A 15,186-nucleotide genomic window follows, 5' to 3' on the forward strand; every position below is an offset into this window, starting at 1 on the left:
GGGAAAAATGGCTGCGTTACATAAGGCAATCAATTGAAAAACGGCAACGTGCGCTGGTCGAATCACTGGACTGAAGCATTGCTGTTCTTCTCGACCCAGGCAGCGAAGGCGTCGATGAAGGTCTGCAGGAACGGGCGGGTCTTGTCGGAGAGCGTACCGGCCTCATCGAAGAAGGTCCCGGCATTGCCAAGATACGATTCCGGCTGCTGCAGGCAGGGCACGTCAAGAAAGACCAGCGACTGGCGCAAATGATGATTCGCACCGAACCCGCCGATGGCACCCGGCGATGCGCTGATCACCGCTCCCGGCTTGCCGCTGAAAGCGCTCTGGCCGTAGGGGCGAGAGCCCACGTCGATGGCATTCTTCAAGGCGCCGGGCACCGAGCGGTTGTACTCGGGTGTCACGAACAGGACCCCATCGGCAGCGGCCAGTTGCTCGCGAAATGCGGTGTAGGCCGGCGGCGGAGTCTCTCCATCGATGTCTTCGTTGTACAGCGGCAGATCGCCGATCTCGACGATATTGAGCTTCAGTGTCTCCGGTGCCAGCTCCGCCAACGCCAGAGCGATTTTTCGGTTGATGGACTCTTTGCGCAGACTGCCGACCAATACGGCAATGGAATGAACCTGGCTCATGGAAATATCCGTCATCTGATTCAAGGAAAGGTTAGGTATAGATCACGCAACGGGTTTAGACGAACCGAGGGCGCTTTCATTCCCTGCCCTGCAGACACAGGCGCTGACTATTTTTTCGCGGGCGGCAAACTCCCCTATAAATCAGTGGTCTACACCCCTCGATGAATTCGTAAACCAGCAGTTATATTCAGCTTCAGAGGTTTCAAAGCAAATGGCTTCAGTTCTCGTCGGACAATTCCATGCCAGAGATGCGGAAGGTCGCGTTTATCCAGTGCATGAATTCCATGAATCACAGCCCGATGAGGCTCAGGGTCAACCTGTGATCACTTATCGTCTGGCTATCGGCGACCGGGTCAAGCATTTGGGCGGAGATGACTTTGAGCTGGTGCAGTCCGGCGTGAAGATGACGCGTCTGCCGAAGTAAACCCGGACAACCAGGCCCTGTTCATGCGCAGATCAGGGCTGGGGAAAAATCAGATACCAGAAGATCGCCGATTCGCGGGTTTGCGGATCAATGCCCCTGTAGCGCATGTGGTCCACACCGCCCACCACGAATCCACAGCGCTCATACAACCTGCAGGCCGCCAGATTGTTGTTCTGGGTTTCCAGCATGATGCCGGGAAGGTTGCGCTTGCGGCTCCAGAACTGGGCGACGTCCAGCAGTGACCGTGCGACGCCATGACGTCGCGCCGACTCGTCCACCGCCAGTTCGTCGATATAGGCATAGCCGCTCCAATGGGTACTGAGCACCATGTGCCCGACAGCGCGCCCGTCCAGCCAGGCGACCAGCACTGAACTGCCGGCAGAATCCCGGTAATCACAGAACTCCTGTGAGTCGATGCCGTAATTCTTGCGATAAGGCTCTACCGGCTCCACCTGCCAGGACTCGACGCTTTCCCCGACCTTCGGCGTTGCGTAACCGCGAACGGTGAACGTGAATTCGCTGTTGAGGATGTAATCCTCGAAGCACTCGTCCGCGACGCGGATGCTCAGAGCAGGGTTTGCCACAGTCATGTCACCACTTTGCCGGTTGCTATCAGGATGAAGCCTGCGCCTGGGCCTCCAGCAGCTGCACCCACAGCGCAGGCGCGCCGGATGCCTTGGCGATGGTAGACATACGCACTTCGTGCTCGGCCAGTTCACTTTCGCTGGCGTGAATGATTCGGCACGGGGTGCGATCGGCAGGCAGGCGACGGATTTCACTGCCACGATTGTTCGACCCGCCATCCGAACCATTGCCATCGGACGCATTGCCCGCCAGCGACAGACTGGTCTGTCCGCCGGTCATCGCCAGATAAACGTCAGCCAGAATCTCGGAGTCGAGCAAGGCGCCGTGCAGTTCACGACCCGAGTTGTCGACGCCGTAGCGCTTGCAGAGTGCATCAAGGCTGTTGCGCTGCCCCGGGTGCCGCTCGCGGGCCATCATCAGGGTGTCGAGCACCGTGCAGTGCTGGCTGATGTCGGTCTTGTCGTGAGCGCCCATCAACGCGAATTCGTTGTTGATGAAGCCAACGTCGAACGCCGCGTTATGGATAATCAGCTGAGCGCCCTTGATGAACTCGAAGAATTCATCGGCGACTTCGGCAAAGCGCGGCTTGCCGACCAGGAATTCGTTGGTGATACCGTGCACGCCGATCGCACCCTCATCGCTCTCGCGATCCGGTTGCAGATAAACGTGAAAGTGCCGCCCGGTCAGGCGACGACCGATCAGCTCGACGCAACCGATCTCGATGATGCGGTGCCCGTCGGTCACCGGCATACCGGTGGTTTCGGTGTCGAGTACGATCGATCTGTTGTCTGTGTTTTGCAATGCCATGAACTGATGCCTCGTTTGCAGACCCCGATATTAGCATGTCGTGGCGGATGGCTGAATGTCGTGTCGATGCGCGCCTGACTGCCTCGAATGCTGTTTTTACAGCGTATCTCGATTTGGTTTTGCCGCTGAATGTGCAGGTATGACGGGTACCTGGGGCGTGACCAATGTACGGGCGGTCAACTGTTCTGCGCTGTGCATCATTTCGACCAAAGGCCTTCGCAAGCGCTTGCTGGTCGAGCAGCAGCAACTGGCGCGGCGTTTCTTATCGTCAGTGAGCGTTGGCCGGACGTTTACGATTTCGCTGCCATGTCCGGGGTTGAGCCAGGCCGGATACTCGCTTCCCCCACCCTTCTATCTGGCCTTGATACTGATGCTGTGCTGCGGACTTTTGATTCGGTGTTTGCGATTGTTCAAGGGAGCTTCAAGAGGCCGTACCAACAGGCTACAGGGGGCGGATGTCTTTCCAAAGGTTAATGGCTGACGTTTATTCAAGCCGCCAGCCTCTGCTGCTTAACCGTGCTTGATACCACGCACTTCGTCGACGCCCCGGTTGGCCAACTGGTCAGCACGCTCGTTGCCGGGATGGCCGATATGGCCGCGTACCCACTGCCATTTCACGGTGTGTCGGCTGACCTGCTCGTCCAGTTGCTGCCAGAGATCGGCATTCTTGACCGGCTCCTTGGCCGCCGTTTTCCAGCCGCGCTTCTTCCAGTTGACCATCCACTCGGTAATGCCTTTCATCACGTATTGCGAGTCGGTGACCAATGTGACTTCACAGGGACGCTTGAGCTCTTCGAGGCCGCGGATGGCGCCGGTCAGTTCCATACGGTTATTGGTGGTATTGGCTTCGCCGCCCCACAGCTCTTTTTCGACGCCCTTGCAGACCAGCAGTGCGCCCCAGCCGCCAGGGCCGGGGTTGCCCTTGCAGGCGCCGTCAGTGAAGAGTTCTACGCTATCGCTCATTACGACCTTTCCAGAATGATGGGCTTCCTGGCGGGCATGGGCAGGTCTGGACTCAGGAATCCCGAGTGGTGCGACTGACCTTGGCCATGGGCAGCGGAATCAGCTTGCCCATGGGCTCGCGACGCACCTGGCGCAATGGCCTGAGGCCCACCACCAGCTTGCGTGCGACCAGAAGATAGAAGCCTCCGCCGGGGCTCTGTCGCCCCTCGCCAAGGTTTTCCAGCCCTAAAAGCCGCGACTGCCACGCCGCCGAAGCAAGGGGCGGACGATAGCACCCGAAGCGGCGTTTCTCCAGCGCGAAGCCCAGCAGGTTGAGCCAGTCGGCAACGCGTGAAGGCGAGATGCAACGGGCCTTGCGCAAGGCGTCGCGGGCGAACACGTGGCGAACGCCCCAGGCGCTCCAGGGATTGATGCCAATGATCAGCAAGTGTCCACCCGGGCGCACGCTGCTCGCGGCTTCGCGGAGAAGGCCATGGGGCGAAAGACAGAAATCCAGACCGTGTTGCAGGACCACCACGTCGGCGGCGTGCTCGCTCAACGGCCATGCCTGCTCCTCGCAGACGATTTCGACTCCCGGCAATGGCGCGCCGAGCCGCACATTGCGTTGCACCTGATGCGCCACCGGCGGGGTTTCGGCCGACGGCCCGTAATGCACCAGATAGCCGCCAAAATAGCGACCAAGCTCCTCTTCCAGAACCCGACGCTCCTCTTCGAGCAGAAGCTGACCCAGCGGGCCGGACAGCCATTGGCGGGCGGCGCTGATCAGGGCAAGCCACTCAGGATCAGCCTGAGCGAACGCTTCATCGGTCATGAGTTCTCCTCCAGAGGTGCTCGCATACCACAGCAACAGACTCTAAGATGCACCATTGTTCTCTGCGATGCGAACTGCGCCATGATACAGATCCATGCCCTTCCCGCTTTCAATGACAACTACATCTGGTTGTTACAAGACCTTTCGGCCAAACGCTGTGCCGTCGTCGATCCGGGAGATGCAGCCCCCGTGCTGGCCTGGCTGAACGATCACCCGGATCATCAGCTCACCGACATCCTGATAACCCATCATCACAACGACCATGTGGGCGGTGTCGCGCAGCTCAAACAGGTGACGGATGCCAGGGTGTCGGGGCCGCAGGCAGAGACCATACCTGCACGCGACGTTGCGCTTGTCGACCATGACGTTGTCACAGTGCTGGGCCTGGACTTCACTGTTCACGAGGTTCCGGGACACACCCTCGGCCACATAGCCTTCTACCATGATGACGCGACCCGGCCGCTGCTGTTCAGCGGCGACACCCTCTTTGCAGCAGGCTGCGGCAGGTTGTTCGAAGGCACGCCGGAGCAGATGCACACTTCGCTCGGCCGCCTGGCGAACTTGCCGGACAGCACCCTGATCTACTGCGCCCACGAGTACACGCTGAGCAACCTCAAGTTCGCTCAGGCGGTGGAGCCCGACAACACGGATATCGCCGAGCGCCTCGCCGAGGTCAGTCGGCTGCGTAAGGAAAATCGTATCACCCTGCCCTCCAATCTGGCGCTTGAACGACGCACCAACCCCTTCCTGCGCACTCATGAAACATCCGTTAAAGAAAAAGCGGACGAACGGGCCGGAGTGGAAAACACCTCGCAGAGTGCGGTTTTTGCCAGCTTGAGGGCATGGAAAGACAAGTTCTGAGCCGACCGTCAAATCGCAATAAAATTCTGAAAGGTTGACCAGCGGCAGCACGCTTTCTAGAATCGCCCGACATTTTCGTCTGGATGTACCCCCCGAACAATGTCGTCATCTATTAGCAAGCCTGTAAATTCGGACGCATTGACTCGGTTGGCCCAGGCCGTGGCTGTAGCAGCGAGTGCGCTTCTGGTCGGCTGTCAGAGCACAGCCCACGTCGATTCATCCAGCTCATACCGCGCGCCGAATCTGGCCACCGGCATCAAGCAAAAACCCATCTTTCTGACCAACAAGACCGCCACCCCGCAGGCACCGCCTCAGGATGTCTGGGAACGGATGCGTCAGGGTTTCCAGTTGCAGCAGGGCAATGATCAGAACCCTCGCATCGACCAGCAGCGCCTGTGGTTCGCCAACAACCCGTCTTTTCTGGAAAATGCCGGCGAGCGCGGCAGCCTTTACATGCATTACATCGTCGAGCGCCTCGAAGAGCGCAACATGCCGCTCGAACTGGCCCTGCTTCCTGTGATCGAAAGCGCCTACAACCCGATGGCCGTGTCGCGCAGCCAGGCCGTAGGCCTCTGGCAGTTCATCCCCTCGACGGGGCGCTACTTCAATCTGCGTCAGACCAACTTCTACGACGGGCGCCGCGACATTCAGGCCTCGACCGTTGCCGCACTGGATTACCTGACGCGCCTGCACGACATGTTCAACGGTGATTGGCTGCTGGCGCTGGCAGCCTACAACGCCGGTGAAGGCACGGTCAGCCGCGCCATCGAGCGCAACGACAAGCTCAACTTGCCGACCGATTACTGGAACCTGCCGTTGCCCCAGGAAACCCGTGATTACGTGCCCAAACTGCTGGCGCTGTCACAGGTGGTGCTCTCGCCGGAAGCGTATGGCGTCAACCTGAACCCGATTGCCAACGAACCCTATTTCGAAGTTGTCGAGCTCAACAAGCGCGTCGACCTGTCCAAGGTGGCCAGCGCCGCCGATATCGACGAAGACGAACTCATCCAGCTCAACCCTGCCTTCAAGAAGCGCCTGACCATCGACGGCCCCCAGCATCTGCTGGTGCCGACCTCCAAGGCGCAGCTGTTGACCGCCAGCCTGTCGACCATGAAGCAGGAAGAACTGGTCGCCTGGCAGCCTTACCGCGTTCGTCGTGGCGACACGCTGGAAAGTCTCGCAAGCCGTTATCAGGTCACCGTCAGTTCGATCAAGAGCAACAACAAGCTGGCGGGCAATCGCCTGAAAGCCGGCCAATCGTTGAGCATCCCGGTCAAGCCGGGCCTGAACACCTCGCAACCGGTGTTCGAAGCGCTGGCCAGCAATGAGAAGCCTGCTCGCAGCCGCACCTACAAAGTGAAGAACGGCGACAACCTGACCACAATCGCACAGGCCAACAAGGTCGATGTGGAGGACCTGCAGCGCTGGAACAAGCTCTCCGGTCATAAGCTGAAAATCGGTCAGACGCTGGTGATGCAGGACAACAGCAAGACCAGCAGCAAGGCCGTTGCCAGCGCCAGCAGCAAGGATGGCGAAAAGAAATCCATGCAGTACAAGATCCAGAAAGGCGACTCGATGTATCTGGTCGCCAAACGTTTCAATGTCGAGATGCAACATCTCAAGCGCTGGAACCCGCGTACCGGTCAGGCCCTGAAGCCCGGCCAGACCCTCACGGTCTATCTGCCACATTGATGAACCGCCCCGGATCATGCCGCTGCGCTGCATTGGCATGATCCGGGGAGCTCCGCGTCACCGCCCGAAACCGACCTGAACGCCTGTACCCTGTTCTTCTCCGGTCACGCCCCCTCTCCAGTCTTTTTCCTGTCGGGACAAGCTGTTACTGTTAGCGACCCGAAAGCCCAAGTCGCCTGGATCGTGATACGTCCCTTCCTGCTAATCGTCAGTCTGGCCTTGAGCTTCTTCGCCAACGCAGCCATCACCGAAAGTCACGGTTATGCGCAGTTTGGCGTTCTCAAGTACCCGGCCAGCTTCACTCACTTCGACTGGGTCAATCCCGAGGCGCCGAAGGGTGGCACCCTGAGAATGATGGCCTTTGGCACGTTCGATACACTCAATCCTTACACCTTCAAAGGCACCAGCCCGGTATCGACCGGCAATTTCCTGCAATACGGCGTCAACGAGCTCAACGAGACGCTGATGGTCGGCACCGGGCAATACGATCCTTCCGGCGATGAGCCGACCTCCAGTTATGGCCTGATCGCTCAGTCTGTCGAATACAGCGAAGACCGAAGCTGGGTGGTATTCAATATCCGGCCCCAGGCACGCTTTCACGATGGCAAGCCGATCACCGCCTACGACGTGGCATTCTCGTACCGCACGCTACTCAAGGACGGTCACCCTCAATACCGTACCGCCCTGCAGGAAGTGCAGCGCGTCGACATTCTCGACCGGCATCGCATCCGTTTCGTGTTCAAACGGGCCGGTAATCCGCTGCTGATTCTGCGTCTGGGCGAACTGCCGGTACTGCCACAGCATTACTGGAAAGACCGGGACTTCAAGGCCACCACCTTCGAGCCGCCACTGGGCAGCGGTCCCTATCGCATCACACGCGTTCAGCCGGGACGCCAGCTGATCTTCGAACGGGTCAAGGATTATTGGGGCAAGGACCTGCCGGTCAACCGTGGAAAGTACAATTTCGACCGCGTTGAAGTGGAGTTCTACCGTGATAATGATGTGGCCTTCGAAGCGTTCAAGGGCGGCGAGTTCGATATCTACATCGAGCATCAGGCCAAGAACTGGGCCAATGGCTACAACTTCCCGGCGGTGGCCAATGGCGACGTGATCAAAGCGCAGATACCGCACAGGATTCCGACGCAGACCCAGGGGCTGTTCATGAACACCCGCCGCGCAACGTTCGCCGATGTCCGGGTTCGCGAGGCGCTGGGCCTGTTGTTCAACTTCGAATGGACCAACCGCACGCTGTTCAACGATGCCTACGCACGTTCGACCAGCTACTACCCGAACAGCGAGTTTTCCGCGACCGGGCTGCCCACAGGTGGCGAATGGCTTGCGCTGGCGCCCTATCGGGACCAACTGCCGCCCACCCTTTTTACTCAGCCGTTCACGCCCTCGAAAACCGATGGCGGCGACATCCCGCGTGAAACGCTGCGCAAGGCGCTGGGCCTGCTGGGCAGTGCAGGCTGGAAACTCACCGATAAAGGCTTGCTGAACGCCGACAAACAGCCGCTGCGCTTCGAGATATTGCTGGTCAACCCCAGCCTGGAACGCATTCTGCTCCCCTACATCGAAGATCTGCGACGCCTGGGCATCAATGCCGGCCTGCGCACCGTGGATCGTGCGCAGTACAAGCAACGCCTGGATCGCTTCGACTTCGACATGATCCTCATGACCCTGCAACAGACGCTCAGCCCCGGCCTTGAACAATGGCAGTATTTCCACTCGAGTCAGGCGTCCATCCAAGGCAGCAAGAACTACACCGGTGTCGCGAACCCCGTGGTCGATAGCCTGCTTAACAAACTGCTGGCCGCCCAGACCCGCGATGAGCAGGTGGCCACCGCGCGCGCGCTGGATCGCGTCCTGCTGTCACAGCACTACATCATTCCCAACTGGTACCTGAACAATCATCGCCTTGCGTATCGCAATCGATTCGCCATGGTCACCACCCCGCCCTACACCCTGGGGCTGCGTGCGTGGTGGCTCAAGTCTCTGGAGAAGCCCCGATGAACCCTTTACATGCCCTGAGCCTGCGAACAGCCGCGTTGCTGTTGGCAAGCCTGGCCTGCTCGGTACAGGCCGCGCCTCAGCACGCCCTGACGCTGTACGACGAAGCGCCAAAGTACCCGGCCGACTTCAAGCATTTCGACTACGTGAACCCGGACGCGCCCAAGGGCGGTACGCTCCGCCAGGCAGGCTTTGGCGGTTTCGACAGCCTGAACCCGTTCATCAACAAAGGCGTGCCGGCCGATGACATCGGCCTGATCTACGACACCCTGGCACGCGGAAGTCTGGACGAGCCGCTCACCGAATACGGATTGATTGCGAGCAAGATCGAAAAGGCCCCGGACAACAGCTGGGTACGTTTTTACCTGCGTCCCGAGGCGCGCTTCCACGACGGTCACCCCATTCGCGCCGAAGACGTCGAGTTCAGCTTCAAGACGCTGATGGAGCATGGCTCGCCCATGTACCGCGGCTATTACGCCGACGTTGATCAGGTCATCGTCGAAGACCCTTTGCGGGTGATGTTCAAGTTCAAACATGCCGACAGCCGTGAGCTGCCGTTGATTCTGGGCCAACTGCCGGTCCTGCCCAAGCATTTCTGGGCCACGCGAGATTTCAGCAAGGGCAATCTGGATTTCCCCCTGGGCAGCGGCCCCTACAAGGTTGTTGACGTGAAAGCCGGTCGTTCGGTGCGCTACGAGCGGGTCAAGGACTACTGGGCCAATGACCTGCCAATCAACAGGGGCTTCTACAACTTCGACGTCCTGACCACCGATTATTACCGCGACAACACGGTTGCGCTGGAAGCGGGCAAGGCAGGCCAGTTCGATTACTGGATGGAAACCAGCGCCAAAAACTGGGCGACGGCCTACGACACGCCGGCTGTAAGAGAGGGTCGCCTGATCAAGGAGGAGCTGCCCAACGGCAACCCGACCGGCATGCAGGGTTTCATCTTCAATCTGCGCAAACCGGTGTTCCAGGACGCTCGCGTGCGTGAGGCGCTGACCCTGCTACTGGATTTCGAGTGGACCAACAAACAGCTGTTCAACGGCTCGTATAGCCGCACGAAAAGTTACTTCGACAACTCGGAAATGGCCTCGAGCGGTCTGCCCTCTCCTGAGGAACTGAAGCTTCTGGAGCCATTGCGCGGCAAGATCCCGGATCGGGTCTTTACCGAACCGTTCAAGCTGCCAGTCACCGATGGCAGCGGCATGATTCGGCCACAGCAGCGTCGTGCGTTTCAATTGTTACAGGAAGCTGGCTGGAAGATTGTCGATGACAAGATGGTCGACGCTCAGGGCAATCCGGTCAAACTGGAATTCCTGATCGCCCAGACCGAATTCGAACGCATCCTGTTGCCCTACAAGCGCAACCTGAGCGACCTAGGCATCGAACTGGTGATCCGCCGCGCGGATGTCTCGCAGTACATCAACAGGCTGCGTTCGCGTGATTACGACATGATCGTCAGCAGTTTTCCGCAGTCCAGTTCACCCGGCAACGAGCAGCGGGTATTCTTCGACTCCTCCAGCGCCGACAATCCAGGCAGCCGCAACTTCATGGGCCTCAAGGATCCGGCGGTCGACGCACTGGTGAGCGGCCTGATCAACGCAGATTCCAGGCAAAGCCTGATCAACCACACCAAAGCATTGGACCGGGTCTTGCTGTGGGGCTTTTATGTCGTGCCTAACTGGCATATCAAGACCTGGCGCGTGGCGTACTGGAACCATCTCGGCCACCCGCAGGCCAAGGCGCTTTCGGACATCGGCCTGATGACCTGGTGGGTCAAGCCAGACGCGAAACCCGTGGTACCGACTCAATCCGCCCCTGACCAGGCTGCCCCCGCGAGCACGGAGCAATAACATGCTGGCCTATATTCTGCGACGGCTGCTGCTGATCATTCCGACCCTGTTCGGGATCCTGATCATCAACTTCATCATCATCCAGGCCGCCCCCGGCGGACCTGTGGAGCAGATGATCGCCAAGATCGAAGGCTTCGACGGTGCCACCAGCCGCATCGCCGGGGGCGGAGCGGAAGTCTCGGTGGCGGGATCGAACTACCGTGGCGCCCAAGGCCTGGATCCGGCGCTGGTCAAGGAAATCGAGCGTATGTACGGCTTCGACAAGTCCGCGCCGGAACGCCTGTGGATCATGATCAAGAACTACACCACGCTGGATTTCGGTGACAGCTTCTTCAGGGACGCCAAGGTAATCGACCTGATCGTCGAAAAGATGCCGGTGTCCATTTCCCTCGGGCTGTGGAGCACCCTGATCATGTATCTGGTGTCGATCCCGCTGGGCATCGCCAAGGCCACCCGGCACGGCAGTCACTTCGACGTCTGGACCAGCTCGGCAATCATCGTCGGCTATGCGATACCGGCGTTCCTGTTCGCGATCCTGCTGATCGTGGTGTTTTCCGGCGGCAGCTACTTCAACTGGTTCCCCTTGCGCGGGCTGACCTCGAACAACTTCGAAGAGTTGAGCACCGCAGGCAAGATCCTCGATTACTTCTGGCACCTGGTGCTGCCGGTTACTGCGCTGGTCATCGGCAACTTCGCGACCATGACCCTGCTGACCAAGAACAGCTTCCTCGACGAGATCAGCAAGCAGTACGTCACCACGGCCAAAGCCAAGGGCCTGAGCAACCACAAGGTGCTGTACGGCCATGTGTTCCGCAACGCGATGCTGCTGGTAATTGCCGGCTTCCCGGCAGCGTTCATGGGCATCTTCTTCACCGGCTCGCTGCTGGTGGAAGTGATTTTCTCTCTGGACGGTCTGGGCCTGATGAGCTTCGAAGCCGCCATCAACCGCGACTACCCCGTCGTGTTCGGTACCCTGTTCATCTTTACCCTGCTGGGTCTGGTGGTGAAGCTGATCGGCGACATCACCTACACGCTGGTAGACCCGCGCATCGACTTTGAAAGCAGGAAGCATTGATATGAAGCTGTCTCCTCTCAATCGCCGCCGCTTCGAACGCTTCAAGGCCAACAAACGCGGCTGGTGGTCACTGTGGCTGTTCCTGCTGCTGTTCGGCCTGAGCCTGGGCGCCGAACTGATCGCCAACGACAAGCCACTCGCCGTGCGCTACGACGGCCAATGGTATTTCCCGGTGTTCGAGCGTTATCCGGAAACCACCTTCGGTGGTGAGTTTCCGCTGGAAGCCAACTACAAGAGCCCCTACATCAAAGAGCTGCTGGCAGCCAAAGGCGGCTGGACGCTATGGGCTCCGATCCCGTTCAGCTACCAGAGCATCAACTATGACCTGAAAGTCCCCGCCCCCGCCCCGCCGTCGCGGGAGAACCTTCTGGGCACGGACGATCAGGGCCGCGATGTGCTGGCACGGGTGATATACGGCTTCAGAATCTCGGTGCTGTTTGCCCTGACCCTGACCATTCTCAGCTCGATCATAGGTGTGGTGGCCGGTGCGCTGCAGGGCTTCTATGGCGGCTGGGTCGATCTGCTGGGGCAGCGGTTTCTGGAAGTCTGGTCCGGGCTGCCGGTGCTGTACCTGCTGATCATTCTGGCCAGTTTCGTGCAGCCAAACTTCTGGTGGCTGCTGGGTATCATGCTGCTGTTCTCCTGGATGGGGCTGGTGGATGTGGTGCGTGCAGAGTTCCTGCGTGGCCGCAACCTCGAATACGTGCGTGCCGCCCGCGCCCTGGGCATGGAGAACGGCGCAATCATGTTCCGGCACATTCTGCCCAACGCCATGGTGTCGACCATGACCTTCATGCCGTTCATCCTCACGGGCGCAATCGGCACCCTGACGGCACTGGACTTCCTGGGCTTCGGCCTGCCTGCCGGATCGCCTTCGCTGGGCGAACTGGTCGCGCAGGGCAAATCCAACCTGCAGGCACCCTGGCTGGGGATCAGCGCCTTTGCGGTGCTGGCCCTGATGCTGAGCCTGCTGGTATTCATCGGCGAATCCGCCCGCGATGCTTTCGACCCAAGGAAATAAAATGAACAATGACAATCTGATCGAAATCCGCGATCTGGCGGTCGAGTTCGTGACGGGCGACTCGCGTCAACGGGTGGTCGAGAACATCAGTTTCGATATCCGGCGTGGCGAAACCCTGGCGCTGGTCGGTGAAAGCGGCTCGGGCAAATCCGTGACGGCGCACTCGATCCTGCGCCTGCTGCCCTACCCCATCGCGAGCCATCCCAGCGGCACCATCCGCTATGCGGGCGATGACCTGCTGAAGGTCGAAGAGAAAAAACTGCGCTCGATCCGTGGCAACCGCATCGCAATGATCTTTCAAGAGCCGATGACCTCGCTGAACCCGCTGCATTCGGTGGAAAAGCAGATCAACGAAGTCCTCGGCCTGCACAAGGGGCTGACCGGCAAGGCAGCCACCGAGCGCACGCTGGAGCTACTGGAACTGGTTGGCATACCTGAGCCGCGCAAACGCCTCAAAGCGCTGCCACACGAGCTGTCAGGCGGCCAGCGCCAGCGTGTGATGATCGCCATGGCCTTGGCCAACGAGCCTGAGCTGTTGATTGCCGACGAACCGACCACTGCGCTCGATGTAACCGTGCAACTGAAAATCCTCGAATTGCTCAAGCATTTGCAGGCGCGACTGGGCATGGCACTGCTGTTGATCAGCCACGATTTGAACGTTGTCAGGCAAATAGCCAACCGAGTATGTGTCATGCAGCGAGGTTGCATCGTCGAACAGGCATCGTGCGAAGAGCTGTTCCGTTCACCGCAGCACCCGTACACCAAAGTTTTGCTCAGCGCAGAGCCCAGCGGCGGTCCTTCGACCAACCCGGCCGGTGCTCCGTTGCTTGAAGTCGAGGACCTGAAAGTCTGGTTCCCGATCAAGAAAGGCCTGCTCAAGCGGACCGTCGATCACGTCAAGGCAGTCGACGGTATCCGCTTCAGCCTGCCGGAAGGGCAGACCCTGGGGATAGTGGGAGAAAGCGGATCGGGAAAATCGACGCTGGGTCTGGCGATTCTCCGGCTCATCGGTAGCGAAGGCACCATACGATTCAGGGGCAAACCGCTAGACTCTCTGTCGCAGCAGCAGGTTCGTCCGCTGCGTAGACAGATGCAGGTGGTGTTCCAGGACCCGTTTGGCAGCCTGAGCCCGCGCATGTCGGTGAGTGATATCGTTGGCGAAGGTCTGCGCATTCACAACATGGGAACGGCTGCAGAGCAGGAAACGGCGATCATCGAAGCACTCAGGGAAGTAGGTCTGGATCCGGAAACCCGGCACCGCTACCCTCACGAGTTCTCCGGTGGTCAGCGACAGAGGATTGCCATTGCCCGGGCTCTGGTACTCAAACCGGCACTGATTCTGCTGGACGAGCCAACCTCGGCGCTCGACCGGACCGTGCAGCGCCAGGTGGTCGAACTGCTTCGCTCGCTGCAAACCAAGTACAACCTGACGTATTTGTTCATCAGCCATGACCTGGCTGTCGTCAAAGCGCTCAGCCACCAACTGATGGTGGTCAAGCAAGGCCAAGTGGTCGAACAGGGTGCGGCGCAGGCTGTTTTTGCCGCACCGCAACATCCTTATACACAGCAGCTTCTGGAAGCCGCCTTTTTGGCACCAGTCGCTGTCGATTAACCTGAAGAGGAACAACACATGGGTTTTCTCGCCGGTAAGCGCGTCCTGATCGTCGGTGTCGCCAGTAAACTGTCCATCGCATCCGGCATCGCTGCCGCCATGCATCGTGAAGGTGCAGAGCTTGCTTTCACCTACCAGAACGACAAACTCAAGGGTCGTGTCGAAGAATTCGCCGCAGGCTGGGGCTCGGGTCCTGAACTGTGCTTCCCTTGCGACGTGGCCAGCGACGAAGAGATCAACAAGGTCTTCGAAGAGCTGAGCAAGAAGTGGGACGGCCTGGACGTAATCGTTCACTCGGTAGGTTTCGCGCCGGGCGATCAGCTCGATGGCGACTTCACCGAAGCCACCACCCGCGAGGGCTTCCGCATCGCTCACGACATCAGCGCCTACAGCTTCGTGGCACTGGCCAAGGCTGGTCGCGAAATGATGAAAGGCCGCAATGGCAGCCTGCTGACTCTGTCGTACCTGGGCGCAGAGCGCACCATGCCTAACTACAACGTGATGGGCATGGCCAAGGCCAGTCTGGAAGCCGGTGTCCGTTACCTGGCTGGCAGCCTCGGTCCTGAAGGCACGCGCGTCAACGCGGTTTCGGCAGGTCCGATCCGTACCCTGGCAGCGTCGGGCATCAAGAACTTCCGCAAGATGCTGGCCGCCAACGAAGCGCAGACCCCTCTGCGTCGCAACGTGACCATCGACGAAGTCGGCAACGCAGGTGCGTTCCTGTGCTCCGATCTGGCCTCGGGCATCAGCGGTGAAATCATGTACGTCGACGGCGGCTTCAACACCACCGCGATGGGTAACATCGAAGAGTAATACGGCGTGTGCCGCTCATTGCGA

At 59.5% G+C, this 15,186-nt stretch carries 14 protein-coding genes; 9 read left to right on the top strand and 5 right to left on the bottom strand.

Translation table 11 applies throughout. The features are described 5' to 3' along the window. Positions 1–62: 62 nt before the first annotated feature. Positions 63–632 (bottom strand): NADPH-dependent FMN reductase, encoded by a 570-nt coding sequence (locus tag KDX39_RS04030; RefSeq protein ID WP_231659483.1) that lies wholly within the window; start codon positions 630–632, stop codon positions 63–65. Positions 633–843: 211 nt separating this feature from the next. Between KDX39_RS04030 and KDX39_RS04035 the strand changes: the two genes are divergently transcribed. Next, complete coding sequence (locus KDX39_RS04035; RefSeq protein ID WP_004883932.1) at positions 844–1,056, top strand: hypothetical protein; 213 nt, start codon at positions 844–846, stop codon at positions 1,054–1,056. A 32-nt stretch (positions 1,057–1,088) separates the two neighbouring features. Here KDX39_RS04035 and KDX39_RS04040 read toward each other — a convergent pair whose 3' ends face one another. From KDX39_RS04040 to KDX39_RS04055, 4 genes are all read right to left on the bottom strand, one after another. Beyond that, entirely contained in the window at positions 1,089–1,646 is a 558-nt protein-coding gene (locus tag KDX39_RS04040; protein ID WP_231659484.1) for a GNAT family N-acetyltransferase, read from the bottom strand. Positions 1,647–1,668: 22 nt separating this feature from the next. Beyond that, positions 1,669–2,448, bottom strand: a complete 780-nt coding sequence (gene dnaQ, locus KDX39_RS04045; protein WP_099228176.1) for a DNA polymerase III subunit epsilon — start codon at positions 2,446–2,448, stop codon at positions 1,669–1,671. Between the two features lie 510 nt (positions 2,449–2,958). Further along, positions 2,959–3,411, bottom strand: a complete 453-nt coding sequence (gene rnhA, locus KDX39_RS04050; protein ID WP_004883928.1) for a ribonuclease HI — start codon at positions 3,409–3,411, stop codon at positions 2,959–2,961. A 52-nt stretch (positions 3,412–3,463) separates the two neighbouring features. Then, a complete protein-coding gene (locus KDX39_RS04055; protein ID WP_099228174.1) occupies positions 3,464–4,222 on the bottom strand; it encodes a methyltransferase domain-containing protein in 759 nt (252 codons plus the stop codon). A gap of 81 nt (positions 4,223–4,303) precedes the next feature. On the opposite strand from KDX39_RS04055, the gene gloB reads away from it, so the two are divergent. The 8 genes from gloB to fabI all read left to right on the top strand — a co-directional run bounded on the left by gloB (position 4,304) and on the right by fabI (position 15,162). After that, positions 4,304–5,083, top strand: a complete 780-nt coding sequence (gene gloB / locus KDX39_RS04060; RefSeq protein WP_184319369.1) for a hydroxyacylglutathione hydrolase — start codon at positions 4,304–4,306, stop codon at positions 5,081–5,083. Positions 5,084–5,182: 99 nt separating this feature from the next. After that, on the top strand, positions 5,183–6,775 hold the full coding sequence (locus tag KDX39_RS04065) for a LysM peptidoglycan-binding domain-containing protein (RefSeq protein WP_231659485.1): 1,593 nt from the start codon (positions 5,183–5,185) through the stop codon (positions 6,773–6,775). A 183-nt stretch (positions 6,776–6,958) separates the two neighbouring features. Beyond that, on the top strand, positions 6,959–8,788 hold the full coding sequence (locus tag KDX39_RS04070; protein WP_231659486.1) for an extracellular solute-binding protein: 1,830 nt from the start codon (positions 6,959–6,961) through the stop codon (positions 8,786–8,788). Next, the gene (locus KDX39_RS04075; RefSeq protein WP_231659487.1) at positions 8,785–10,641 is read left to right on the top strand and encodes an extracellular solute-binding protein; all 1,857 of its coding nucleotides are present in this window, start codon (positions 8,785–8,787) and stop codon (positions 10,639–10,641) included. Before KDX39_RS04070 ends, KDX39_RS04075 begins: the two co-directional genes overlap by 4 nt. Position 10,642: 1 nt before the next feature. After that, complete coding sequence (locus KDX39_RS04080; protein ID WP_004883916.1) at positions 10,643–11,716, top strand: microcin C ABC transporter permease YejB; 1,074 nt, start codon at positions 10,643–10,645, stop codon at positions 11,714–11,716. Position 11,717: 1 nt separating this feature from the next. Beyond that, positions 11,718–12,737 (top strand): ABC transporter permease, encoded by a 1,020-nt coding sequence (locus KDX39_RS04085; protein ID WP_099228163.1) that lies wholly within the window; start codon positions 11,718–11,720, stop codon positions 12,735–12,737. Position 12,738: 1 nt separating this feature from the next. Further along, positions 12,739–14,349 (top strand): ABC transporter ATP-binding protein, encoded by a 1,611-nt coding sequence (locus tag KDX39_RS04090; protein ID WP_099228161.1) that lies wholly within the window; start codon positions 12,739–12,741, stop codon positions 14,347–14,349. Between the two features lie 18 nt (positions 14,350–14,367). Then, positions 14,368–15,162, top strand: coding sequence for an enoyl-ACP reductase FabI (fabI, locus tag KDX39_RS04095; RefSeq protein WP_024687900.1), 795 nt, complete (start codon positions 14,368–14,370; stop codon positions 15,160–15,162). Positions 15,163–15,186: the final 24 nt, after the last annotated feature.

Source organism: Pseudomonas sp. CDFA 610, assembly GCF_021147865.1.
GTDB classification, from domain to species: domain Bacteria; phylum Pseudomonadota; class Gammaproteobacteria; order Pseudomonadales; family Pseudomonadaceae; genus Aquipseudomonas; species Aquipseudomonas alliivorans.